23 protein-coding genes and 2 tRNA genes are annotated in these 24,526 nt (G+C 52.9%); 13 read left to right on the top strand and 12 right to left on the bottom strand.

The annotated features are described in order from the left end of the window. The first annotated feature begins 1 nt into the window (after position 1). A complete protein-coding gene (locus HFD87_RS06240) occupies positions 2–853 on the top strand; it encodes an aldo/keto reductase (protein ID WP_022625560.1) in 852 nt (283 codons plus the stop codon). On the opposite strand, the gene HFD87_RS06235 is transcribed toward HFD87_RS06240, so the two are convergent. Together HFD87_RS06235 and gapA are read right to left on the bottom strand one after the other, a co-directional pair. Next, a complete protein-coding gene (locus tag HFD87_RS06235; protein ID WP_122888819.1) occupies positions 850–1,749 on the bottom strand; it encodes a D-hexose-6-phosphate mutarotase in 900 nt (299 codons plus the stop codon). The two genes, HFD87_RS06240 and HFD87_RS06235, sit on opposite strands and share 4 nt — an antisense overlap. Positions 1,750–1,823: 74 nt before the next feature. Then, positions 1,824–2,822 carry a glyceraldehyde-3-phosphate dehydrogenase gene (gene gapA, locus HFD87_RS06230; protein ID WP_003852747.1) on the bottom strand — a complete coding sequence of 333 codons (999 nt, stop codon included), beginning with the start codon at positions 2,820–2,822 and terminating at the stop codon, positions 1,824–1,826. A gap of 341 nt (positions 2,823–3,163) precedes the next feature. On the opposite strand from gapA, the gene msrB reads away from it, so the two are divergent. Then, positions 3,164–3,574 carry a peptide-methionine (R)-S-oxide reductase MsrB gene (gene msrB / locus HFD87_RS06225; protein WP_010260618.1) on the top strand — a complete coding sequence of 137 codons (411 nt, stop codon included), beginning with the start codon at positions 3,164–3,166 and terminating at the stop codon, positions 3,572–3,574. Positions 3,575–3,579: 5 nt separating this feature from the next. Beyond that, complete coding sequence (locus HFD87_RS06220; RefSeq protein WP_167423082.1) at positions 3,580–3,861, top strand: YeaC family protein; 282 nt, start codon at positions 3,580–3,582, stop codon at positions 3,859–3,861. A 29-nt stretch (positions 3,862–3,890) separates the two neighbouring features. Here HFD87_RS06220 and pncA read toward each other — a convergent pair whose 3' ends face one another. The 3 genes from pncA to sppA form a co-directional block, all read right to left on the bottom strand. Next, positions 3,891–4,499 (bottom strand): bifunctional nicotinamidase/pyrazinamidase, encoded by a 609-nt coding sequence (gene pncA, locus HFD87_RS06215; protein WP_010260626.1) that lies wholly within the window; start codon positions 4,497–4,499, stop codon positions 3,891–3,893. 16 nt (positions 4,500–4,515) lie between these two features. Next, entirely contained in the window at positions 4,516–5,529 is a 1,014-nt protein-coding gene (ansA, locus tag HFD87_RS06210) for an asparaginase (RefSeq protein WP_167423081.1), read from the bottom strand. Positions 5,530–5,614: 85 nt separating this feature from the next. Then, positions 5,615–7,477 (bottom strand): signal peptide peptidase SppA, encoded by a 1,863-nt coding sequence (gene sppA / locus HFD87_RS06205; protein WP_010260631.1) that lies wholly within the window; start codon positions 7,475–7,477, stop codon positions 5,615–5,617. 173 nt (positions 7,478–7,650) lie between these two features. On the opposite strand from sppA, the gene HFD87_RS06200 reads away from it, so the two are divergent. From HFD87_RS06200 to HFD87_RS06190, 3 genes are all read left to right on the top strand, one after another. Next, positions 7,651–8,202, top strand: coding sequence for an NAD(P)H nitroreductase (locus HFD87_RS06200; RefSeq protein ID WP_010260634.1), 552 nt, complete (start codon positions 7,651–7,653; stop codon positions 8,200–8,202). A 196-nt stretch (positions 8,203–8,398) separates the two neighbouring features. Then, positions 8,399–10,315 (top strand): DNA topoisomerase III, encoded by a 1,917-nt coding sequence (locus tag HFD87_RS06195; protein WP_010260636.1) that lies wholly within the window; start codon positions 8,399–8,401, stop codon positions 10,313–10,315. Further along, entirely contained in the window at positions 10,312–10,623 is a 312-nt protein-coding gene (locus HFD87_RS06190) for a DUF1496 domain-containing protein (protein ID WP_010260638.1), read from the top strand. The genes HFD87_RS06195 and HFD87_RS06190 overlap by 4 nt, the downstream gene beginning before the upstream one ends. A 33-nt stretch (positions 10,624–10,656) precedes the next feature. Here HFD87_RS06190 and xthA read toward each other — a convergent pair whose 3' ends face one another. The 5 genes from xthA to HFD87_RS06165 all read right to left on the bottom strand — a co-directional run bounded on the left by xthA (position 10,657) and on the right by HFD87_RS06165 (position 13,334). Then, positions 10,657–11,463: an exodeoxyribonuclease III gene (xthA, locus tag HFD87_RS06185; protein WP_010260640.1), complete on the bottom strand. Its 807-nt coding sequence runs from the start codon at positions 11,461–11,463 to the stop codon at positions 10,657–10,659. Positions 11,464–11,621: 158 nt separating this feature from the next. Next, positions 11,622–11,706: transfer RNA gene (locus HFD87_RS06180), tRNA-Tyr, on the bottom strand. A gap of 38 nt (positions 11,707–11,744) precedes the next feature. Continuing rightward, a tRNA-Tyr gene (locus HFD87_RS06175) sits at positions 11,745–11,829 on the bottom strand. Between the two features lie 144 nt (positions 11,830–11,973). After that, positions 11,974–12,822 (bottom strand): formyltetrahydrofolate deformylase, encoded by an 849-nt coding sequence (gene purU, locus HFD87_RS06170; RefSeq protein ID WP_003852258.1) that lies wholly within the window; start codon positions 12,820–12,822, stop codon positions 11,974–11,976. Positions 12,823–12,878: 56 nt separating this feature from the next. After that, positions 12,879–13,334: a YchJ family protein gene (locus HFD87_RS06165; protein WP_029519106.1), complete on the bottom strand. Its 456-nt coding sequence runs from the start codon at positions 13,332–13,334 to the stop codon at positions 12,879–12,881. Between the two features lie 96 nt (positions 13,335–13,430). Here HFD87_RS06165 and rssA point away from each other — a divergent pair, with 96 nt between their 5' ends. The 5 genes from rssA (at position 13,431) to HFD87_RS06140 (ending at position 18,939) form a co-directional block, all read left to right on the top strand. Continuing rightward, the gene (gene rssA / locus HFD87_RS06160; protein WP_010244341.1) at positions 13,431–14,336 is read left to right on the top strand and encodes a patatin-like phospholipase RssA; all 906 of its coding nucleotides are present in this window, start codon (positions 13,431–13,433) and stop codon (positions 14,334–14,336) included. Positions 14,337–14,435: 99 nt separating this feature from the next. Beyond that, complete coding sequence (rssB, locus tag HFD87_RS06155) at positions 14,436–15,452, top strand: two-component system response regulator RssB (protein WP_010244345.1); 1,017 nt, start codon at positions 14,436–14,438, stop codon at positions 15,450–15,452. Positions 15,453–15,645: 193 nt separating this feature from the next. Continuing rightward, the gene (galU, locus tag HFD87_RS06150) at positions 15,646–16,554 is read left to right on the top strand and encodes a UTP--glucose-1-phosphate uridylyltransferase GalU (protein WP_008925296.1); all 909 of its coding nucleotides are present in this window, start codon (positions 15,646–15,648) and stop codon (positions 16,552–16,554) included. 22 nt (positions 16,555–16,576) lie between these two features. Then, positions 16,577–17,917 (top strand): UDP-glucose/GDP-mannose dehydrogenase family protein, encoded by a 1,341-nt coding sequence (locus HFD87_RS06145; protein WP_003852248.1) that lies wholly within the window; start codon positions 16,577–16,579, stop codon positions 17,915–17,917. 14 nt (positions 17,918–17,931) lie between these two features. After that, a complete protein-coding gene (locus HFD87_RS06140) occupies positions 17,932–18,939 on the top strand; it encodes an NAD-dependent epimerase (protein WP_010244357.1) in 1,008 nt (335 codons plus the stop codon). 86 nt (positions 18,940–19,025) lie between these two features. On the opposite strand, the gene hns is transcribed toward HFD87_RS06140, so the two are convergent. Further along, positions 19,026–19,433, bottom strand: coding sequence for a histone-like nucleoid-structuring protein H-NS (gene hns, locus HFD87_RS06135; protein ID WP_010244359.1), 408 nt, complete (start codon positions 19,431–19,433; stop codon positions 19,026–19,028). A 409-nt stretch (positions 19,434–19,842) separates the two neighbouring features. Between hns and tdk the strand changes: the two genes are divergently transcribed. Next, the gene (gene tdk / locus HFD87_RS06130) at positions 19,843–20,463 is read left to right on the top strand and encodes a thymidine kinase (RefSeq protein ID WP_167423080.1); all 621 of its coding nucleotides are present in this window, start codon (positions 19,843–19,845) and stop codon (positions 20,461–20,463) included. Between the two features lie 68 nt (positions 20,464–20,531). Here the strand turns inward: tdk and adhE are convergent, their stop codons facing one another. Then, positions 20,532–23,219, bottom strand: coding sequence for a bifunctional acetaldehyde-CoA/alcohol dehydrogenase (adhE, locus tag HFD87_RS06125; RefSeq protein ID WP_167423079.1), 2,688 nt, complete (start codon positions 23,217–23,219; stop codon positions 20,532–20,534). A gap of 460 nt (positions 23,220–23,679) precedes the next feature. Here adhE and HFD87_RS06120 point away from each other — a divergent pair, with 460 nt between their 5' ends. Beyond that, on the top strand, positions 23,680–24,327 hold the full coding sequence (locus tag HFD87_RS06120) for a YchE family NAAT transporter (protein WP_167423078.1): 648 nt from the start codon (positions 23,680–23,682) through the stop codon (positions 24,325–24,327). The last annotated feature ends 199 nt before the right edge of the window (positions 24,328–24,526 follow it).

Genomic DNA, 24,526 nt, shown 5'->3' with positions numbered 1-24,526 from the left:
AATGCGTAACACGATTAACTTTGCCGGTTTTGGCGATCTGCCGGTGATCGGTCAGGGCACCTGGTATATGGGTGAAAACCCGGCGCAGCGTGCTGATGAAGTCGCTGCATTGCAGGCGGGTCTTGAGTGCGGCTTGAAGCTTATCGATACCGCCGAAATGTATGCAGATGGCGGAGCCGAAGAGGTGGTCGGGCAGGCACTGCTGGGCCGTCGCGACCGGGCGCTGCTGGTCTCCAAAGTTTATCCGTGGAATGCGGGCGAAGTGGATGCCATTGCAGCCTGTGAGCGCAGCCTGCAACGTCTGCAAACCGATTATCTCGATCTCTACCTGTTGCACTGGCGCGGCAATATTCCGCTGGAAGAGACACTGCGCGCGATGGAACGCCTGCAGCAGCAGGGCAAAATTCGTCACTGGGGCGTATCGAATTTTGACACCGATGATATGGCCGAACTGTGGGATGAAGAGAAGGGTGAGGCCTGCGCGACCAATCAGGTGCTCTATCATCTGGCTTCACGCGGCATTGAATTTGATCTGCTGCCGGCATGTCAGCAGCGTGGCGTACCGGTCATGGCCTACTGTCCGCTGGCCCAGGCCGGACGGCTACGTGACTCACTCTTTACCGATCCTCAGCTGACTCAGATTGCACAGCAGAAGGGCATCAGCGTGGCGCAATTACTGCTGGCCTGGGTGATTCGTCAGCCAGGGGTGATTGCCATTCCTAAAGCCAGTTCAGTGGCCCACGTTCAGGAAAATGCGGCGGCGCTGGAGGTGGAACTGACCGATGAGGATTTGCAGCTCATCGATCGCGCCTGGCCAGCGCCACAGCATAAGTCGCCGCTGGATATTGTTTAGCCGTTAACGTTATCGCTGGCTGCGGCTTTCTTTTTGAGGCGGAACGTCGTGGCCAGTCGTGCCGGTTTTTCACCCGCGCTGCGTAACGGTTTGCTGATACGCGCCGTCTCCACACAGACCATGGTCTTATAGCCCTCATTCGCCATATCCGTCATGCTGCAGGAGAGTTCCACACCCGGATTCCACGTGACAACGTCACTGTGATGATGGTGGTACACCTCGATCTGCCGCTCGCCCGCAGTATCATTAATCACTGAGCAATCTTCTGCTGCGGTAAAGATACGGTCGATGCGTCCAGGATAACGCTGTTTGCCGTCGCTGCTGGCCACCTCGCCGTTATTCACTTTGTCGATATAGCTATTGCCCAGACCCGAGACTTCCACACCGTTGATGTCGCTGACGGTAAAGTAGCTGTGCAGAGCCGCCGTCGCTTCAAAGTCACCATAGGCTTCCAGCTCAATCTCACAATGCTGGCCCAGCCGGAAGCGGGCAATCAGGGTGAATTCATGCGGCCAGAGCTTCAGCGTCTGAGGGTTGCTCTCCAGCACCAGCGTCAGCATGACGCCATCTTCATTTTCATCATGCGCCGTGAGTTTCCACGGCTGAACCCGCGCAAAGCCGTGTGCCGGTTCGCCCGCCGGGCCGAACCACGGCCAGCAGATCGGAACGCCGCCACGAATCGCCTTACCCGGTGCAAAGAGACTCTTATCACTCAGCCAGAGTACCGGCTTTTCGCCGCTGGGTTGCCAGGCGATGAGGTGCGCGCCCTGAAGCGTAATGGCTGCCCGCACTTTAGGGTGACTCACAACAATGGCGGGGAGTTCACCTATCTGGCGCTGGGTGAGGTAAGGGGAGATCTGCGTGACCACCGGCAGAGAAAACAGTTTATCTTGCATGTTCGATTCCTTCCTGTGCGGATCAAAAAAAGGGCGACCGAAGTCGCCCTTATTCTCAATGATGTCTGGCTGCCTTATTTAGCAGAAACCAGTGCAATCAGGTCGAGAACTTTGTTTGAGTAGCCAGTTTCGTTGTCGTACCAGGAAACCAGTTTCACAAAGTTGTCGTTCAGCGCGATACCGGCTTTAGCGTCAAACACTGAAGTCAGGATTTCGCCGTTGAAGTCGGTAGAAACCACGTCATCTTCAACGTAGCCCAGAACGTCTTTCATCTCACCTTCTGCAGCCGCTTTAATTGCAGCACAGATTTCTTTGTAAGAAGCCGCTTTTTCCAGACGCACGGTCAGGTCAACAACGGAAACGTTAGGGGTTGGTACGCGGAATGCCATACCGGTCAGTTTGCCGTTCAGCTCTGGCAGAACTTTACCAACGGCTTTAGCTGCGCCAGTTGATGAAGGAATGATGTTCTGCGATGCGCCGCGGCCGCCGCGCCAGTCTTTATGAGACGGGCCATCAACGGTTTTCTGAGTAGCAGTGGTGGCGTGAACGGTCGTCATCAGACCTTCAACGATGCCAAACTTGTCGTTGATCACTTTTGCCAGCGGTGCCAGGCAGTTAGTGGTACAGGATGCGTTAGACACGATATCCTGGCCATCATATTTGTCGAAGTTTGCACCACGAACAAACATTGGGGTGTCATCTTTAGATGGACCGGTCAGAACGACTTTCTTAGCGCCTGCAGTGATGTGTTTACGCGCGGTTTCGTCGGTCAGGAAGATACCGGTTGCTTCAGCAACAACGTCAACGCCTACTTCATCCCACTTCAGGTTGGCCGGATCACGTTCAGCGGTAACACGGATTTTTTTACCGTTAACCACCAGTGCGCCATCCTGAACTTCTACGGTGCCGTCGAAACGACCGTGAGTAGAGTCATACTTCAGCATGTACGCCATGTAATCCGCGTCCAGCAGGTCGTTGATAGCAACGATTTCGATGTCAGAACGCTTTTGAGCAGCACGGAAAACGATGCGACCGATACGGCCGAAACCATTGATACCTACTTTGATAGTCATATATTCCACCAGCTATTGGTTAGTGAATAAAAGGTTGCCTGTAAAATTACAAAAACCTTACCAGGCGTCAAGCGGAATCGTGTCAATTGTTGCGACAGGTCAATTCGCCTGATAGGAATAATTCGATGCGCAACCGCTTGCGTGCCGCCAATGATATCGCGTTTCGTCTAATCAATCGCCGAATATATAGGGATGCCCGGGATAAAAGGTGATCGAAGTCACAAATACGCTTCGCGATGGACGGCATGAAAGGGTGAGCACAAAAAAAGACCCGGTAATGTTGATCATTTGTTAGAATAATAGTCGAATTTTTCAGAATGGCACTTCCCCGGAATCCTAAAATGGCTAAAGACACCGCACCCGAAGCAAAAATTGCACAGTTGACCGAAATGCAACGCTACGTCACTCAGCAACGCGGAACGGAACCGCCTTACAGCGGCGCACTGCTGCACAACAAGCAGGAAGGGATCTACCACTGTCTGATCTGTGAGGCGCCACTTTTTCTCTCTGAGACGAAGTATGACTCGGGCTGTGGCTGGCCCAGTTTCTACCAGCCGGTCAGTGATGATGCGATTCGCTATATTGAAGATGATTCACACGGCATGCAGCGTGTTGAGATCCGCTGTGGCAGCTGCGATGCGCACCTGGGACATGTCTTCCCTGACGGCCCGCAGCCGACCGGCGAACGCTATTGTGTTAACTCCGCCTCGCTGAATTTCACCGACGAGCAGGGCGAACAGACCAAAGGGTAATGGCGATGAATGAACAGCTTGAAGCAATGCTTGCATCCATGACGCCTGAAGTCTATCAGCGTCTTGCCACGGCGGTTGAGATTGGTAAATGGCCGGATGGCGTGGCACTGACCCAGGAGCAGCGCGACAATTGCCTGCAGCTGGTCATGATGTGGCAGGCACGGCACAACGACGCGCCGCAGCACATGACCATCGGTAAAGGTGGCGAAATGGTGATGAAGTCGAAAAAAGAGCTCAAGGAAGAGTTTGGAATTGATCCTGATGTGACCCGCATCCATCTGCATTAAAAAAAAGCTGGCGTCATGCCAGCTCCATTTTAAATCAGAATTGCGCCCTGAGCCGTCATCTGGGCAAAGGCAATTTCACTGTCTTCGGGATTCAGATTGACGCCGCGGCAGCCCTCTTTAACCACCTCAACGTGGTATCCCAGCTCCAGCGCATCCAGCACGCTATATTTTACGCAGTAATCCGTCGCCAGCCCCAGCATCACCAGATGGGTGATCCCACGCTCACGCAGCCAGCTGTCCAGCTCGGTCTTACGGCGATGGCCATTGTCAAAAAAGGCGCTGTAGCTGTCGACATCCTGATCCTGGCCCTTATGGAACGTCGCATCGAACAGTGAGCGATCGAGACCCGGATGAAAATCAGCGCCAGTCGAGCCCTGAATGCCGTGATCGGGCCACCAGATCTGGGCCAGACCATTTAACTCGCCCAGCGTGTAGACCGGCTCGCCGGAAACCGAGGCAAAGCTGCCGTGATCGGCCGGATGCCAGTCCTGCAGCGCCAGTACGCATTCACCGTTTTCACGGAACAGTCGCGCATAACGATTCGCCACCTCGACCGTATGGTCACCCTCATGGACTGCCATCGGGCCGCCGGGGCAAAAATCGTTCTGAATATCAATAATGATGAGTGCCCGCTTCATTACATATCGCTCCGTTTCAGTCTTCAGTCAGTTCGCCGCGCAAATTCTGCTGCATTCTGGCTCGGATTTGATCGGCCGAAAGATCCTGGCTGAGTAAAAAGTGTAGCTTTGTCAGCGCCGCTTCCACGGTGAGGTCAAATCCGCTGATGACACCAGCATGTTCCAGCGCATTGCCGGTAGCGTATCCGCCCATATTCACTTTGCCGGAAATACACTGGGTGAGATTTACCACCACGATGCCACGCTCGCTGGCCTGCTGCAATTCTGCCAGAAATTCCTTGTTCTGCGGTGCATTACCCACACCATAGGAGCGCAGGATCAATGCTTTGACTGGCTGGCGCAGAAAGTTACGTACAACGTCGGCTGAAATCCCGGGATAAATGGTAACCACACCAATCGGCTGAGGCGTAATGTTGTGGACCTTCAGTTCACCCTGACCGGCTGGGGCAGGCGGTGTATTGAGGCGACGAATATGAATGCCCGCTTCCAGCAGCGCAGAGAGGTTGGGCGAAGCAAAGGCGTTGAAGCCGTCTGCATGTGCCTTGGTGGTCCGGTTACCGCGATAGAGCGTGTTATTGAAAAACAGCGACACTTCGCTAATCGGATAGTTGGCCGCCACATAGAGCGAATTTAAGAGATTCTGCTGACCATCTGAACGTAATTCCGCTAACGGAATCTGCGAGCCCGTGACGATAACCGGCTTGGCCAGATTTTCCAGCATAAAGGAGAGTGCTGAGGCGGTAAATGCCATGGTGTCAGTGCCATGCAGGATCACAAAACCATCATAGCGATCGTAGTTCTGACGGATATCTTCTGCGATAGACTGCCAGTCCTGCGGGGTCATGTCGGAAGAGTCGATCAGCGGCTGATACTCATGAATAGTGAAATCAGGCATCTCAGGGCGGTGGAACTCCGGCATGTTAGCCAGCTGTTGCTGCAGGTGTCCGGAGACCGGAATATAACCCTGCGCCGAACGCTGCATACCGATCGTCCCGCCGGTGTAGGCTACGTAGATGTTTTTCTTTTGCATTAGAGAACTCAGACTCGCCATAAAACGCGCAGTATAAGGGGAATAGCGGGGAAAAGCAGCCCGACCAGCGGCCGGGCTGCGAGGTTTATCGCACTTCGCCGCAGTTCAGGCAGAATGCATAACGGTTCTGAGGATCGTTCTGCTTGTCGAACAGACCAGGCTGGGCTTTCATAGCACTCATCACATCCAGCATCGGTGCTGGTAGCCAGGCTTTCAGCGTATCAGGCAGGACAGCCTGCACCGACGCGTTCATCTGGCTCAGCATCATATCCAGGAAGCTTGGGTCATCCTGATACCAGCTCAGCTGCGGATTACTGACTTTCGCCAGCTCGCCCGCCTTCTTCACGGCATCATCGAAGTCACCCAGTGCATCAACCAGACCATTGGCTTTCGCATCGCTGCCGGTCCAGACGTGGCCCTGTGCAATGGCATCAATCTGCTCTGGCGTTTTATGACGTGACTTCGCCACCAGACCGACAAAGTTGCGGTAGCCATTTTCGATGGTCAGCTGCATCAGCTGCTGAACTTCTGTTGGCAGCGCTTTGGTGGTTGAGATATCCGCCAGCGGTGAGGTCGCAACACCGTCGGTGTGCACGCCAATACTGTCCAGGCTGTTCTCCAGCGTATTGATCACGCCGAAGATGCCAATCGAGCCAGTCAGCGTGCTGGGGTTCGCCACAATGTAGCTGGCAGGCGTTGAGATCCAGTAACCGCCGGACGCCGCCATGCCTCCCATCGAGACCACAATCGGCTTACCGGCCGCCTGCGCTGCCGCCAGCTCTTCACGAATCGCTTCCGAGGCGGTGACGCTGCCACCCGGGCTGTTCACCCGCAGAATAATCGCTTTGATTTTCGGATCGAGACGCGCATCGCGGATCTGCGCCGCCGTCGTGTCGCCACCGACGTTGCCCGGCGTCTCTTCACCATCCATGATGGCACCGCTGGCCATGACTACCGCGATGTTGCCATCCTGCTGCGTGGAGGTGGTTTTCACGCTGTAGTCATAGATGCTGACGCTACGGTAATCGTTGCTCTGCTTATCCAGACCAAAGGTTTTTACCAGCTCCTGATCGGCTGCCGCACGTGAACCCAGGGCATCGACCAGCTTGTTATCCAGCGCATATTGCGCGGTATCGCCTTTAACGGCGTTTAACCCGGCAATAATCGCAGCAGCACCGGGGAAGAGTTGCTCCGGCGTAATCTGGCGATTCGCTGCCACGGTATTCAGGTAGTTCTGCCACAGCTGACCGACCCAGCGGCTGTCAGCATCCCGTGCGGCAGGGGACATGTCGTCACGCAGGAACGGCTCAACCGCTGATTTGTAGGTCCCGACACGGAAGACGTGTGAGGTGACTTTCAGCTTCTCCAGCAAGGTTTTGTAATAGAGTCCGTTAGTAGCGAAACCATGCAGATCTACGGTGCCCTGTGGTGACAGATAGATTTTGGTGGCGTAGCTGGCAAGGTAATACTGCGCCTGGCTGTAGCTGTCGCCGAGTGCATAAATCGGCTTGCCGCTGTCGCGGAATTCGCGCAGCGCTTTACCCACATATTGCAGTGAAGGCTGATCGCCACCGGCAAATTCGCGTAAATCGAGCACCATGCCTTTAATGTTGCTGTCATCTTTTGCCTGACGAATAGCGTCGACCACATCAAACAGCGAATTTTCCTGTAAGCGGTCACTGCTGGCACCCAGCAGCTGGCGGCCAATTTTGCTCAGACGATTGCTTACCGACGGTTTATCCACCAGCACGCCGCTGAGATCCACTTTCAGTGCGCCTTGCTGAATCGGCGCTGAACTGCCGCCCGACCCGCTGACCTGCAGCCAGATCCCTACACCCACCACAATCAACAAAATCAGGAAAATATTCAGAATAAATTCCCTGATAAAATTCAGTACCCGCCAGCTCCAGCGGAACAGACCTGCAATTATTCGCCACAATGTGCGCATCAGACTCTCCATAAATATGTAGCAGGAAGTGGCCGCCGCGCGGACCAGACTTCCCCGACGAGCTCATCCTAAAGAGCGGCGTGTTAAAAGTCAGCAGGAAATCACTGCGCACTGTTACAAAAAATCTGCCTGTGCCAGGATAACTGCAACATTACAGAGATCGGGAGAGAAACATGGACGCACTGGAGTTACTGGTCAACCGACGTTCGGCCTCACGCCTGACTGAGCCGGCACCTGCGGGTGACGCACTGGAAAATATCCTGCGGGCTGGTATGCGCGCCCCGGATCACGGCACGCTGCAACCCTGGCGCTTTATCATTGTGGAAAATGAGGGGCGCGACCGTCTGAGCCAGCTGCTGGAGCAGGCAGCACGCGATAAACAGCTGGATGAAAAGGCGATTAACAAAGCGAGCCAGTCACCTTTTCGGGCACCGATGATCATTACGGTGGTGGCACATTGTGAAGCGCACCACAAAGTGCCGCGCTGGGAGCAGATCGCCTCGGCAAGCTGTGCAGTGATGGCCATGCAGATGGCGGCCGTCGCTCAGGGTTACAATGGTATCTGGCGCAGTGGTCCCTGGACCGATGACGAGCAGGTACGCCAGGGGTTTGGCTGCCGCGAACAGGATGCCATCGTCGGCTTTCTCTATCTGGGCACCCCGCAACTGAAATCCAGCACCACGGTGCTCCCACCTGACACGGCGCCTTTCGTCCGTTACTTCTGACTACAATGCTTGTCCGGTTCCGGCAGGGTGCATTTCAGCCCTGCTTTTTGCACGGTTCCTGTGCGAACGATCGCTAACGCCGCGCATCACACTTACGCCAGCGGGCCTGCCAGGCTAACATAGCCCAGTATTCAAACCGACAGCGGACAACCGGTTATCACTGCGTTCCCCCTGATGTTAAGGATTACCTGATTCAATGCGTTTGTTTATTGCGGAAAAACCGAGCCTGGGGCGTGCTATCGCAGATGTGCTGCCGAAACCGCATCGACGCGGTGATGGATTCATTGCCTGCGGCAACGATCAGATCGTCACCTGGTGCGTAGGCCATCTTCTGGAGCAGGCGCAACCCGACAGTTATGACAGCCGTTATGCGCGCTGGTCGCTGGCGGATTTACCCATCATTCCGGAAAAATGGCAGCTAAAACCGCGTCCCTCGGTCGCTAAGCAACTGAAAGTGGTTGAGGGCTTGCTGGCGCAGGCGAATGAAGTGGTGCACGCCGGTGACCCGGATCGGGAAGGGCAGTTGCTGGTGGATGAGGTGCTCGACTACCTGAACCTGCCGGCTGAAAAACGCAGCAAGGTGCAGCGCTGTCTGATTAACGATCTCAATCCTCAGGCGGTGGACCGGGCAGTAAACCGCCTGCGTGAAAATCGCGAGTTTATTCCGTTGTGCGTCTCGGCGCTGGCCCGCGCCCGGGCGGACTGGCTCTATGGCATTAACATGACCCGCGCCTGGACGCTGCTGGGACGCAATGCAGGCTATGATGGCGTACTGTCGGTGGGCCGGGTGCAGACGCCGGTGCTTGGGCTGGTGGTCCGGCGCGATGAAGAGATCGAGAACTTCGTGCCGAAAGATTACTTCGAAGTGAAAGCGCACATCCTCACGCCTGACGGCGCCCGATTTATCGCCAGCTGGATCCCCAGTGAAGCCTGTGAACCGTGGCAGGATGAAGAGGGCCGCCTGCTCAAACGCGCCCTGGCGGAGCATGTGGTGGCGCGTATTACGGGCCAGCCAGCGATCGTCACTGCTTACAGCGATAAGCGCGAAAATGAGGTGGCGCCGCTGCCCTTTTCCTTATCCAGCCTGCAGATTGAGGCCGCTAAACGTTACGGGCTGAGTGCGCAGACGGTGCTGGATACCTGCCAGCGGCTTTACGAAACCCACAAACTGATTACCTATCCCCGTTCGGACAGCCGCTATCTGCCTGAAGAGCATTTTGCCGGTCGTCATGCGGTGTTAAAGGCGATACAGGCGCATCAGTCACAGCTGACCCCACCGGCAGATTTCGATGCCGATCGCAGAAATCGCTGCTGGGATGATAAAAAAGTGGATGCCCACCACGCCATTATTCCAACGGCCCGTGCCAGCGCGGTGAAGCTCAGTGAAAACGAGCAGCATATCTATGAACTGGTGGCGCGCCAGTATCTGATGCAGTTCTGCCCGGATGCGGTATTCCGCAAATGTGTCATCGATCTTGATATTGCTGGCGGAAAATTCGTGGCGAAAGCACGCTTCCTGGCGGAAGCGGGCTGGCGTGCGCTGCTGGGCAACAAAGAGCGTGATGAAGAGAACGACGGCATGCCGTTGCCGGTGGTAGCGAAAGGGGATGAGCTGCTGTGTGAGCGCGGAGAGGTGCTGGCGAAGCAAACCCAGCCGCCACGCCCGTTTACCGATGCCACCATTCTTTCTGCAATGACCGGCATTGCCCGTTTCGTTCAGGATAAAGAATTAAAGAAAGTACTGCGTGCGACCGATGGTTTAGGAACGGAAGCCACACGCGCCGGCATTATCGAATTACTGTTTCGTCGTGGCTTCCTGGTGAAGAAGGGCCGCTATATCAATTCTACGGATGCCGGACGCGCCCTGATTCACTCCCTGCCCGATCTGGCAGCACGCCCGGATATGACGGCGCAGTGGGAATCGACACTGACGCGTATCAGCGAAAAGGCCTGCCGCTATGATGAATTCATGCAGCCGCTGGTGCAGACCTTAACCGGTCTGATCCAGCAGGCGCGACAGCAGCCTGCGGCGCATGCATTTCGGGGATTACCGTCCACCGGACAGAAACGTCCGGTGCGCAAAACCAGGCGTAAAGTAAAGGAGACGGAATGAGGCGTTATTCAGTATTACTGGTCGTGGCCCTGTCGCTGGCGACCAGCGTGGCGCAGGCCAACAGTCGTTATCAGTCAATGCCACAGCAGGGCAGCAACGGTGGCAACACCGATGTCGTGGTGGATATGCCACCCGAGGCATGGACACAGGCAGAGAGACGTCAGCCAGACTGTCTCCGCTGCTGTATCTTTGAGAACCGTAACTACACGGAAGGGGCGGTGGTGAAATCAGAGGGGGTGTTGCTGCAATGTACCCGTGATGAACACTCCATCGGCACCAATAACCTGATCTGGAAAATAGTGAAATAGCCGTCGCGTGGCGCTCTGCCACGCGACCGTCAGTTAAAAGCGGAAGGTTGACCAGATGGGCGCGTGGTCAGACGGTTTTTCCATGCCCCGGATCTCATAATCAATGCCGGTCTCAACGCAGTGCGACGCCAGGGTTTTGCTCGCCAGCACCAGATCGATGCGTAACCCGCGATTATCATCAAACCCTTTCGAACGGTAATCGAACCAGGAAAAGCGATCCGCCACCTCCGGATTGTGCTCACGCCAGGTATCAACCAGTCCCCAGCCCAGCAGGCGGTCCATCCACTCGCGCTCTTCCGGCAGGAAGGAGCATTTGCCGGTGCGCAGCCAGCGCTTGCGGCTCTCTTCACCAATACCAATATCCCGATCGGTGCTGCTGATATTCATGTCGCCCATAATCAGAACCGGCTTATCAGCAGGCAGATCTTCGGTCAGCAGACGTTGCAGATCCCGATAGAATTTCTCTTTAGCCGGAAACTTGGTGGGATGGTCGCGGCTTTCGCCCTGCGGAAAATAGCCGTTAATTACCGTGATATCGCCAATCGGGCTGGGAAGTTCCGCGATGATCAGGCGGCGCTGGGATTCTTCGTCATCACCCGGGAAACCCCGGCTCACTGACACTGGCTCAGCTTTGGTTAACAGGGCAACACCGTAGTGACCTTTCTGTCCATGATAGAAGACGTGATAGCCGAGCTTTGACACCTCTTCCAGCGGGAACATGTCGTCATGGACCTTGGTTTCCTGCAGACCGATAACATCGGGCTGATGCTGTTCGACAAGTGCCTGAAGCTGATGCGGGCGGGCACGCAACCCATTGATGTTAAATGAAACAAATTTCATGAGATCGACCGTTGTTCAGAAATGTCAGGCGGAGATGGTAGCGATTTTTGCTGAAAAAGTCATGGCGGAACAGGCTGAGATTGTGTGAAAGCGGGCAGGAATGTGGGGGCGAACAGGAAGCTTAGGTATTGGTCTGGGATTGAGTGCAACATGCGAGATGGTGGTGGGAGAAGGATTCGAACCTTCGAAGTCTGTGACGGCAGATTTACAGTCTGCTCCCTTTGGCCGCTCGGGAATCCCACCTGGGATAGTGATGTGGCTTAAGATGATTCAGATTCAGATGGTGGTGGGAGAAGGATTCGAACCTTCGAAGTCTGTGACGGCAGATTTACAGTCTGCTCCCTTTGGCCGCTCGGGAATCCCACCATGGCCTGAATCTTTCTCTCTTAAAGCGGGGCGCATCATACCAAATGCGATAAGGGTGTAAAGCGCCCACTGGCAAAACCGCAACTGTTTGCCCACTTTTTACGCGTAGCGCTGAATCTGCAGACAATTCAGCGCACTGGCTGATTAAAGAATAATCGTGCGGTTGCCGTAAACAAACACGCGTTGCCCCAGCACTTTATACAGTGCATTGCTCAGGACATTCTTTTCTACGTCGCGACCGGCGCGCATCATCTCATCGGCGGTGTAGCTGTGATCAACGTTTATCACATCCTGCATGATGATTGGGCCTTCATCGAGATTGTCATTCACATAGTGCGCGGTGGCACCGATGATCTTCACGCCACGTTCATAAGCCTGATGATAGGGACGGGCACCGATAAAGGCGGGCAGGAAGGAGTGGTGAATATTGATAATCTGGTTCGGATAACGCTGCACAAAAGCAGGCGTCAGGACGCGCATATATTTTGCCAGCACCACGTAATCGGGCTGATAGCGGTCAATCTCTTCCACCATGCGGTTATCGTGCTCTTCCCGCGTCAGTCCCTCATGGCTCACCAGCACAAAGGGAATGTCAAAACGCTCAACCAGCGAACGCAGGGTGTCGTGGTTACCCACTACCGCCGCAATTTCCATATCCAGGCCGCCAAACGCGCTCTTCATTAACAGATCGCCCAGACAATGCGCCTCTTTAGTGACCAGAATCACCACGCGGCGACGACCGGCGCTGTGCAGTTCCCGTACTGAACCCTGGGGCAGGGCGCTGTCGAGGTCGGCGAGCAGTGTATTGTCGTTGAAGATCCCTTCCAGTTCGGTACGCATGAAAAAACGCCCGGTGCGATGATCAACAAACTCATTGTTCTGCACGATATTAAGTTCGTGCTTGTAACAAATATTGGTGATTTTGGCGATCAGACCTTTTGCATCGGGACAAATGGTTCGTAAAACTTTTCTTTGCATGGTTTGCGCTTGCATCTCAATCAGAGTCCTGTCAAAGCATTAGGGGTAAAACCGCTGGGGTAGCCGTCAGCTTAACCACAACATTTTTTGTATTTTTTTTCACTGCCACACGGGCAGCGATCGTTACGCCCCACGGGCGGTGCTGTACCGTCAACATAGTACCAGCGTTGATCCTCGCGAAGAAAGCGTGAACATTCATGAATGGCCTGAATGTTGGTTTTCTCGCGGTATCGCGCAAAAAAGGTAACGAAAGCTTCGTTCTCATGGCTTCCATGATTACAACGGGTTACATTCAGGCTGAGCCAGTCGGTTCCTGGAAAACTTTCAGATAAAAGCCCTGACAGCGCCGGATGACGCTTCTCAGGATGCCAGGTCGCAACCAGATAGTCCGCATTATGCTGAACATAAGCGCAATAACGGGATCGCATAAGTTGTTCAGCTGTAACAGGAATCTGGTTACCCTGAAGAAAGGGCTCGCAACATACGCTATACTGCTCTCCGCTACAACATGGGCAGGTTTCTGACACATTATCTCCCGGGAATGATGGGTCGGTTTTACAAGCGCGCTATGTTAGCTGACCCCGTGTTGTGATGCTACGTATTGACGGCAGGACCAGACAGAAATGAGAAAGGTAAAAATTGGATTGGCTCTGGGTTCTGGAGCGGCCAAAGGATGGGCGCATATCGGCGTGATCAACGCGCTGGAGCGTGCAGGTATTGAGATCGACGTCGTTGCGGGCTGCTCTGTCGGGGCATTAGTCGGATCTGCCTATGTGAATAACCGCCTGCCGCTGATGGAAAAATGGGTCAGTGCATTTCGCTACTGGGATGTTATTCGCCTGATGGATGTCTCCTGGCAGCGTGGCGGACTGCTGCGCGGTGAGCGGGTCTTTAGCCATGTTCGTCAGCTGATCCCCAATGACACGATAGAGCACTGTCATAAACCCTTTGGCGTGGTGGCGACTAACCTCAGTACCGGTCGTGAACTCTGGCTGACAGAGGGCGATCTGCATCAGGCAGTACGCGCTTCATGCAGTATGCCAGGTTTATTACCGCCGGTGGGCTACAATGGGTATTGGCTGGTGGATGGTGCCGTAGTCAACCCGGTGCCGATTTCACTTACCCGTGCCCTGGGGGCAGACATTGTTATCGCCGTTGACTTGCAGCATGACGCGCATTTAATGCAGCAGGATCTCTTTTCCGTGACACCACAGAATAGCGAAGAAGAAGCCGCCGCAGCGGCATTGAGTTGGGGTGGGAAGCTGCGTCAGCGTCTGGTGAATTTCAGCCAGCGCCGTGCGTCTCAGTCACCTGGCGCGATGGAGATTATGTCCACCTCTATCCAGGTGCTGGAAAATCGCCTGAAGCGGAATCGCATGGCAGGCGATCCGCCCGATGTTTTGATTCAGCCGGTCTGTCCGCAAATTTCGACGCTGGACTTTCATCGTGCTGAGGAAGCCATTGAAGCAGGCAAGGCCGCCGTAGAGAAGAAAATGGATGAACTATTACCACTGGTCCGTGGCAGATAATCAGGTTGTTCATTCAAAGCGGTGACTTCAGCCAATTCTTAAAGGCGCAACTGCGTTTTATGAACCACTATTGAAATATCTGGTACGCAGGGGGAAAGAATGGAAAAACCACTACTCGGCAAAAAGATACTCATTGTCGAAGATGAGGCTGTTTTCCGTTCGTTGCTGGACCAATTTTTGTTATCGATGGGTGCTGTGACGTTACAAGCGGAAGATGGTCTGGAAGCAATTGCACAACTACAACAGCATACTGTCGACCTGATTATCTGCGATCTGGAAATGCCCCGCATGAGCGGCATCCAGTTCGTTGAGCACATTCGTACCCGCGGCAACATCGTGCCGATTTTAATCATCTCAGCTACCGAGAACATGTCGGATATTGCGCATGTATTGCGTCTTGGGGTGCAGGATGTGCTGCTTAAACCACTTAAAAACTTTGAGCGCTTCCGTGAAGCGGTCTATGAGTGTCTCTATCCCTCTATGTTCACTTCGAAAGTGGAAGAGGATGAACAACTGTTCCAGGACTGGGATGCGCTGGTTCGTGATCCTAAAGCGGCTGCCAAGCTGCTCAAGCAACTCCAGCCACCGGTGCAGCAGACTATTGCCAACTGCCGGGTTAACTATCGTCAGCTGACGATGGCCGAGCAGCCTGGCCTGGTGCTTGATATCGCGGCGCTCTCCGATAAAGATCTGGCGTTCTACTGTCTGGACGTGACCCGTGCCGGTGATAATGGCGTGCTGGCAGCGTTGCTGCTGCGGGCGCTGTTCAATGGCCTGCTGCAGGAGCAACTGACCGGGCAGAAACAGCGTCTGCCGGAACTCAATGGGCTGCTCAGACAGGTCAATCTTTTACTGCGCCAGGCGAACCTGAGCGGCCAGTTCCCGTTACTGGTTGGGTACTATCATCGCGGATTAAAGAACTTAATTCTGGTTTCGGCCGGATTGAACGCCACACTCCATGTTCATGCCCATCAGATTCAGCTCAGCAATGGTGTCCCCCTTGGCACTATGGGCAGCACCCATCTTAACCAGATCAGTCAGCGCGCAGAAAACTGGCAATGCCACGTCTGGGGCGCGGGCGGGCGCATTCGGCTGATGCTATCGACGGAAGAATAAGCCGTAAAAACAGAGGAATTCTGGCGCTGAGGACAGGGCCAGAGTTTAGCTTTACAGTTGGGTAATAGTCTTAATTTCGACGGTTTGGTGCCTTCCAGGATAAATCCGTTCGATACTAACTGATATACTCATTTCCGATTTTAAACCGACATATCAAGTATTAACTTGAACGGCCTATAAGAGAGGTATCTTAATGTCTGCCAATAATACCAAAGTAAAAAAAGCGGTAATCCCGGTAGCGGGTTTGGGTACGCGTATGCTCCCGGCTACCAAAGCGATTCCTAAAGAAATGTTACCGCTGGTTGATAAGCCGTTAATCCAGTATGTCGTTAACGAGTGTATCGCTGCTGGCATCAACGAAATTGTGCTGGTAACGCATTCATCAAAAAATGCCATCGAAAACCACTTTGATACCAGCTTCGAACTGGAATCAATGCTGGAAAAACGCGTTAAGCGTCAGCTGCTGGATGAAATCCAGTCAATTTGCCCGCCACACGTCACCATCATGCAGGTTCGTCAGGGCATCGCTAAAGGTCTGGGTCACGCTGTAATGTGTGCACACCCACTGATCGGTGATGAGCCGTTTGCGGTTATCCTGCCAGACGTCATCATCGACGAATATGAATCTAACCCAACCAAAGATAACCTGGCAGAGATGCTGAGCCGTTATGAAGAGTCTGGCCGCAGCCAGATCATGGTTGAGCCGGTTGCCGATGTGACGGCATACGGTGTTGTCGATTGCCAGGGCGCAGAACTGAACCCAGGCGACAGCGCACCAATGGTCGGTGTGGTTGAGAAGCCTAAAGCGTCAGAATCCCCATCAAACCTGGCCGTTGTAGGTCGTTATGTTCTCTCTTCAGAGATCTGGCCACTGCTGGCTAAAACGCCTCCAGGTGCAGGCGGCGAAGTTCAGCTGACTGACTCCATTGCAATGCTGATGGAAAAAGAGACAGTTGAAGCATATCACCTGAAAGGCGTCAGCCATGACTGTGGTAACAAACTGGGCTACATGCAGGCTTTCGTTGAGTACGGTGTTCGTCATCCGGTATTGGGCAAAGATTTTTCTGAATGGCTCGATGGCGCAGTTGGCAACAAAAAGTAATTCATAAACACAGGATAACTCGATGAAAGTCACTGTATTTGGTATCGGCTATGTCGGTCTGGTTCAGGCTGCGGTGTTAGCCGAAGTCGGACATGACGTTCTCTGCATTGATGTCGACGAAAACAAAGTCGAAAATCTGAAAAAAGGCATCATTCCTATTTTCGAACCAGGTTTAACGCCGCTGGTAATGTCCAATTACGAAGCGGGTCGTCTGAAGTTCAGCACTGATGCTGAGCTGGGCGTAAACCATGGTGTTATGCAGTTTATTGCAGTTGGTACTCCACCAGATGAAGACGGCTCTGCCGATCTGAAATATGTGACCGCCGTAGCGCGCACCATTGCGCAGCATATGAACGATCACAAAGTGGTTATCGACAAATCAACCGTTCCGGTTGGCACAGCAGACAAAGTTCGTGCGGTAATGACGGAAGCGCTGAAAGCGCGTGACGCCAACATCACCTTTGATGTGGTATCTAACCCGGAATTCCTCAAAGAAGGTGCTGCAGTTAATGACTGTATGCGTCCAGAACGTATCGTTGTCGGTACTGACAACGACGACGTGGTAGAACTGTTACGCGAGCTCTATGAGCCGTTTAACCGTAACCACGATCGTATGATCATGATGGATATCCGCAGCGCAGAGCTGACCAAGTATGCAGCAAACTGCATGCTGGCCACCAAAATCAGCTTTATGAATGAGATGTCTAACCTGGCTGAACGTTTAGGCGCGGATATTGAAAAAGTACGCCAGGGCATCGGTTCCGATCCCCGCATTGGCTACCACTTTATCTATCCTGGCTGCGGTTATGGCGGCTCCTGCTTCCCGAAAGATGTGCAGGCGTTAATCCGTACCGCTGAGTCAATTGGCTATCAGCCACGTCTGTTGCAGGCCGTGGAAGATGTGAATGACAACCAGAAAAACAAACTGCCAACCTTTATCAAACGTCATTTTGGTGACGATCTGAAAGGTAAAACGTTTGCGCTCTGGGGCCTGTCATTTAAGCCGAACACTGACGACATGCGTGAAGCCTCCAGCCGTGTGCTGATGGAAACGCTGTGGGAAGCTGGCGCATCTGTTCAGGCGTTTGACCCTGAAGCGATGGATGAAGCACAGCGTATCTACGGTCACCGCAGCGATCTTAAGCTGATGGGTACCAAAGAAGCCGCACTGCAGGGCGCTGACGGTCTGGTCATCTGTACGGAGTGGCAAAACTTCCGTGCGCCTGACTTCGACATCATCAAAAATGCACTGAAAGAAGCCGTGATTTTTGATGGTCGTAACCTGTATGATCCAGAGCGTATCAGCAAACGCGGTTTCGTTTATTATGCAATCGGCCGCGGAGCGTCTATTCAAACTGCATAATTAACGAGGGATTTATGAACTTTCTGGTCACCGGCGCCGCAGGTTTTATTGGTTTTCATGTCAGCCAGCGTCTGCTGGCCGCCGGTCACCAGGTTGTCGGTATCGACAATCTGAATGATTATTACGACGTAAATCTCAAGCATGCCCGTCTCAATTTAATTAAGGCCGATCCTGGTTTTACTTTTATTGAGATGGACCTGGCGGACCGTGACGCAATGGCGTCACTGTTCGATCAGCAAAAATTCCAGCGCGTTATCCATCTTGGTGCTCAGGCTGGTGTCCGGTATTCCATTGAAAATCCTCATGCCTACGCAGACTCCAATCTGACGGGTCACCTCAATATCCTTGAAGGTTGCCGTCATCATAAAATTGAACATCTGCTCTACGCCTCATCCAGTTCAGTCTATGGTCTGAATCGCAAGATGCCGTTCTCAACCGAAGATAGCGTTGATCATCCGGTTTCTTTATATGCAGCGACCAAAAAAGCCAACGAGTTAATGTCACACACTTACTCGCATCTCTATCAGCTGCCGACCACTGGATTGCGCTTCTTTACGGTCTATGGCCCGTGGGGCCGTCCGGATATGGCGTTATTCAAATTCACCCGAGCAATGATTGCCGGTGAGGCGATTGACGTTTATAACCAGGGCCAGATGAAACGCGACTTTACCTATATTGACGATATTGCTGAAGCCATTGTTCGCCTGCAGGATGTTATTCCACAACAGGACGACAACTGGACAGTTGAAACCGGATCGCCGGCAACCAGTTCAGCGCCTTATCGTGTTTATAATATTGGAAACAGTCAGCCTGTCACGTTGATGAACTATATCGAAGCGATTGAAAAAGCCCTGGGCATTACTGCGAAGAAAAATCTGATGCCAATGCAGCCTGGAGATGTACTGGAAACCAGTGCGGATACCGAAGCCTTGTTTAAGGCAATTGGATTCAAACCGCAGACCGGGGTCGAAGAGGGCGTTAAAAACTTTGTGGACTGGTACCGCGACTTTTACCGCGTCTGAGTATCTGATTAAAAGAAAAAAGGAAGCTCCGGCTTCCTTTTTTATTGCGCATCAGGCTGCCAGGAAGGCAGTCACACTGCGGGTTTTTACAGTAAAAAATCGTCCAGCTTTTTACCCTGTTCTTCCAGCGCTTTTTTAATCACGGCCGGTGTGCGGCCCTGACCGGTCCAGGTTCTGGACTCGCCTTTTTCATCGGTGTAACCATATTTAGCCGGACGTACTGAGCGTTTACCTTTTGCCGCAGTCCGTGTGTCGGTCAGCGTGTTAATCAGTTCATTCGGGTCAATACCATCAGCCAGTAGCATTTCACGATACTGATTAAGTTTACGCGTGCGTTCTTCATTTTCTGCCTGAAAATGAGACTCTTCTTCGCGGCGCTCTTTTACTACTACGTCCAGCTTTTCCAGCATCTCTTCCAGTATTTCAACGGAATACTCTCTGGCCTGGGCGCGCAGCGTACGGATATTATTAAGAACTTTTAGTGCTTCGCTCATTGTCCTGGTCTCTGAATAAGGGAAAAGTTGTGTTGCCCGCTAATAGTAGTGGCGACATAAAATAACTGCAATCATAAAAATATGTATATCACTAATTACCCAGGTGACTAAAAATAATTTTCACCAGAAAATTGCACAGTAGTGCAGAATAAAAATATTTTCCTTTAGTCCGATATCAAATAAATTTAATGTATTCAGGTCAGCAACAAAAATGTCATTGATTTTGTTGCGGGTAAAATAAGCAAAACTTATCCCGTTCGGCACTGCACATAACAGGCGCTGGAAACGGCATGCAGAGGAATAAACGGCCAGCCGTTACACTTTATTCACTCATCAACCGCAACGTATTGCCGCCGCTTTGTGGTAATATGCGCGCCATTCCATTCAGTCCTGATGAAGATACGCGCCGATGGCTCAACTCTATTTCTATTACTCTGCCATGAATGCAGGGAAATCAACCGCACTGCTACAATCCTCATATAACTATCATGAGCGCGGCATGCGTTCACTGGTTTACACCGCTGAAATCGATAATCGCTTTGGTGCCGGGCAGGTGAGTTCCCGTATCGGACTATCGTCACCGGCCTTGCTATACAACGCAGAGACATCACTCTACAGCGACATCGCTGATGAACATGCCGTTCAGCCTGTCCATTGCGTGCTGGTTGATGAGAGTCAGTTCCTGACCCGTGAGCAGGTTAAAGCGCTGTCAGATGTCGTAGACGACCTTGATATTCCGGTGCTCTGTTATGGTCTGCGAACGGATTTTCGCGGTGAACTGTTTGTTGGCAGTCAGTATCTGCTGGCGTGGGCAGATAAGCTGGTTGAACTCAAAACTATTTGTCACTGTGGGCGCAAGGCCAGTATGGTTCTGCGACTGGATAGCGAGGGCAAACCTTTCAGTGAGGGTGAGCAGGTGGTGATTGGCGGTAACGAACGTTATATCTCAGTCTGCCGTAAGCATTATAAACAGGCGATAGAGCAGGGATCGTTGCAGGCGATCCATGGCGCTCAGACTCCGCTGAATTAACCCTATTGTTCAGGCAATAAAAAACCCGCCGGGGCGGGTTTTTTTATCAGACAGTCAGAACGGCACTATCAGACTTTTTTGGGTTTCTTCTCAAGCTTAATACCTTTTACCGGCTGCTCAGCAATGGCTTCGGCTACGCTTGAGAACGGTTCGACAAATTCACGACCGTAGTAGGTATCAAGCATAATCTGTTTCAGTTCAGCAATCAGCGGATAACGTGGGTTAGCGCCGGTACACTGGTCATCAAACGCATCATCGGCCAGTTTATCGACTTTCGCCAGGAAGTCCGCTTCCTGCACACCCGCCTCACGGATAGAGGTTGGAATACCAAGTTCAGTTTTAATCTCATCCAGCCAGGCGAGCAGCTTCTCAATTTTCTGCGCGGTGCGGTCGCCTGGTGCGCTCAGACCCAGATGGTCAGCAATCTCGGCGTAGCGACGGCGTGCCTGAGGGCGATCGTACTGGCTGAAAGCGGTCTGTTTAGTCGGGTTGTCATTCGCGTTGTAGCGAATAACGTTAGAGATTAACAGGGCGTTGGCCAGGCCGTGTGGGATATGGAACTCTGAACCCAGCTTATGCGCCATTGAGTGACAAACCCCGAGGAAGGCGTTGGCAAACGCAATACCGGCGATAGTGGCGGCATTGTGTACGCGCTCACGCGCCACCGGATTTTTGGCGCCTTCGGCATAGCTGGCTGGCAGATTCTCTTTCAGCAGTTTCAGCGCCTGCAGCGCCTGTCCGTCAGAGTATTCATTCGCCAGTACTGAAACATAAGCTTCCAGCGCGTGGGTCACGGCATCCAGACCGCCGAAGGCGCAGAGTGAACGCGGCATATCCATCACCAGGTTGGCATCGACAATCGCCATATCAGGCGTCAGTGCGTAGTCAGCGAGCGGATATTTCTGACCCGTCGCATCATCGGTCACTACAGCAAACGGCGTGACTTCAGAACCGGTACCGGACGTGGTGGTGATGGCAATCATGCGCGCTTTGACACCCATTTTCGGGAACTTGTAGATACGTTTACGGATATCCATGAAACGTAACGCCAGCTCCTCGAAGTGAGTTTCCGGATGTTCGTACATCACCCACATGATTTTCGCGGCATCCATCGGTGAGCCACCGCCCAGCGCGATGATGACATCCGGTTTGAAGCTGTTCATCTGCTCAGCACCTTTACGCACGATGCTCAGCGTCGGGTCAGCTTCAACTTCGAAGAACACTTCCGTTTCAATGCCGTGTGATTTCAGCACGCGGGTCACCTGATCGGCATAGCCGTTATTGAACAGGAAGCGGTCAGTGACGATAAAGGCACGTTTCGCGCCATCCGTTGCCACTTCTTCCAGCGCAATTGGCAGTGAACCCCGACGGAAGTAGATGGATTTTGGAAGTTTATGCCACAACATATTCTCAGCTCGCTTGGCGACAGTTTTGGTATTGATCAGATGTTTTGGACCGACGTTCTCTGAAATAGAGTTTCCGCCCCACGAACCACAACCCAGCGTCAGAGACGGCGCCAGTTTAAAGTTGTAGAGGTCGCCGATACCACCCTGCGAGGCGGGGGTGTTGATCAGAATACGCGCGGTTTTCATTTTGTCGCCGAAGTAGTGAACGCGTTCGGTCTGGTTGTCCTGATCGGTATAGAGACAGGAGGTGTGGCCGATACCGCCCATGGCGACCAGTTTTTCTGCTTTCGCGACCGCATCCTGGAAATCTTTCGCCCGATACATCGCAAGGGTTGGTGAGAGTTTTTCATGGGCGAACGGCTCAGACTCATCCACCAGCTTCACTTCGCCAATCAGAATCTTAGTGCTCGGTGGCACGCTGATACCGGCCATCTCCGCAATTTTGAACGCTGGCTGGCCTACGATAGCCGCATTCAGGCCGCCGTTTTTCAGAATAATATTCTGCACCGCACTCAGTTCGGCACCCTGCAGCATATAACCGCCGTGGCTGGCGAAACGTTCACGCACCGCGTCATAGACTGAATCAACCACAATCACCGATTGTTCAGAGGCGCAGATAACCCCGTTATCAAAGGTTTTCGACATCAGAATCGACGCAACCGCACGTTTCAGATCGGCGGTTTCATCAATCACGACCGGCGTATTACCCGCACCGACACCAATCGCAGGTTTACCGGAGCTGTAAGCCGCTTTCACCATGCCCGGACCGCCAGTGGCGAGAATCAGGTTGATGTCAGGGTGATGCATCAGTTGATTTGACAGCTCAACGGAAGGTGCGTCGATCCAGCCGATAATATCTTTTGGCGCACCGGCAGCCACCGCCGCCTGCAATACGATGTCTGCAGCTTTGTTGGTCGCATCTTTGGCGCGTGGATGGGGAGAGAAAATGATGCCGTTACGGGTTTTAAGGCTGATTAATGCTTTGAAGATGGCGGTTGAAGTGGGGTTGGTCGTCGGGACGATACCGCAAATCAGGCCAATAGGTTCGGCGATGGTAATGGTGCCGAAAGTATCATCCGTGGCTAACACACCACAGGTTTTTTCATCTTTATAAGCGTTGTAGATATATTCTGAAGCAAAATGGTTTTTGATCACTTTGTCTTCGACGATGCCCATACCGGATTCGGCAACGGCCATCTTGGCAAGCGGGATTCGGGCGTCTGCGGCGGCGAGGGCGGCGGCACGGAAGATGGCGTCGACCTGTTGTTGAGAAAAGTTGGCATATTCACGCTGGGCTTTTTTTACACGTTCAACCAGTGCATTAAGTTCGGCGACATTGGTTACGGCCATGGTGTTCTCCTGAAGGAAGTTAAACTTTTTTAGTAAACAATCCTGCGCCCTGAGTATAGTCACGTTGCCATAAGGCGTTGGACTGGGTCAGAACGCCCGGATTTTCAACTGTTTACTGAACTAGTCTTCTGTTGCAGTCAGTGAGATTTTCTTCGCTGCCGCTAATACTTCCGTTGCGAAAAGATTACCTGGTTTGGGGTAGGGCAATTTTGATGCAGATCAATTTAACCGCAAGCTGACACCTTTCAGCTCCCCTTTACGCCCTTTGTTTATCAAATTGGTTACCTCTTCACGTCATCTGCCTGGTAGCGGCTAAATCCAGTCACTTTTTAAACTCTGGGGTAACGCGCTGGATGCGCCGTCATTCAACAGTATAAATAGCTGAGTCAGCATCTGGCGTCCGTGCCTGTTTTCACATACATTAGGCGCGTTTTCCCCCCCTGTGGTACGGAGTAAAGTCGTGAACCCTGCGCTGTTAGATTTATCAGGCTATATAAAATTTTTTGTCGGGCTCTTTGCGCTGGTCAATCCGGTGGGAATTATTCCGGTCTTCATCAGCATGACCCGTTATCAGGGGGTGGCTGAGCGTAACAAAACCAACCTCACTGCCAATCTGGCGGTTGCTATTATTCTCTGGACGTCACTGTTCCTTGGTGATGCGATTCTGCATGTGTTTGGTATCTCGATTGACTCCTTCCGCATCGCGGGTGGGATCCTGGTCGTCACCATTGCGATGTCGATGATCAGCGGCAAGCTGGGCGAAGATAAGCAGAATAAGCAGGAGAAGTCAGAAACGACGATTCGTGAAAGTGTGGGGGTTGTGCCGCTGGCGTTGCCGCTGATGGCGGGGCCGGGTGCTATCAGCTCGACCATTGTCTGGAGCACCCGCTACCACAGCTGGATAAATCTGCTGGGGTTCACCCTGGCGATTGCCATTTTTGCATTCTGCTGCTGGTTACTCTTTCGGGCCGCGCCGTTAATGGTGCGTATTCTTGGCCAGACCGGTATCAACGTCATTACGCGTATTATGGGTCTGTTACTGATGGCACTGGGCATCGAATTTGTTGTCACCGGCATGAAGTCCATTTTTCCCGGCTTACTCAATTAAACGCTCACTTATTTCAGAGAGTGAAGTGAAATAATGATCCGTAATGGTGCAGGAGGGGCATTTTATGCACCATTACGATGCAATTATTCGTTGTGCTTAACAGAATCAGGCAATTATAAATTTCATTACTGCGCGCTGGCTCACAGACTTTTTTCTGCGAAATAATGTCACTATTTTCACACGATATTCTGCTCTCTAT

The organism is Pantoea sp. EKM21T (assembly GCF_011800405.1).
Taxonomy (GTDB): domain Bacteria; phylum Pseudomonadota; class Gammaproteobacteria; order Enterobacterales; family Enterobacteriaceae; genus Pantoea; species Pantoea agglomerans.
This window is presented reverse-complemented; position numbering and strand designations above follow the sequence as displayed.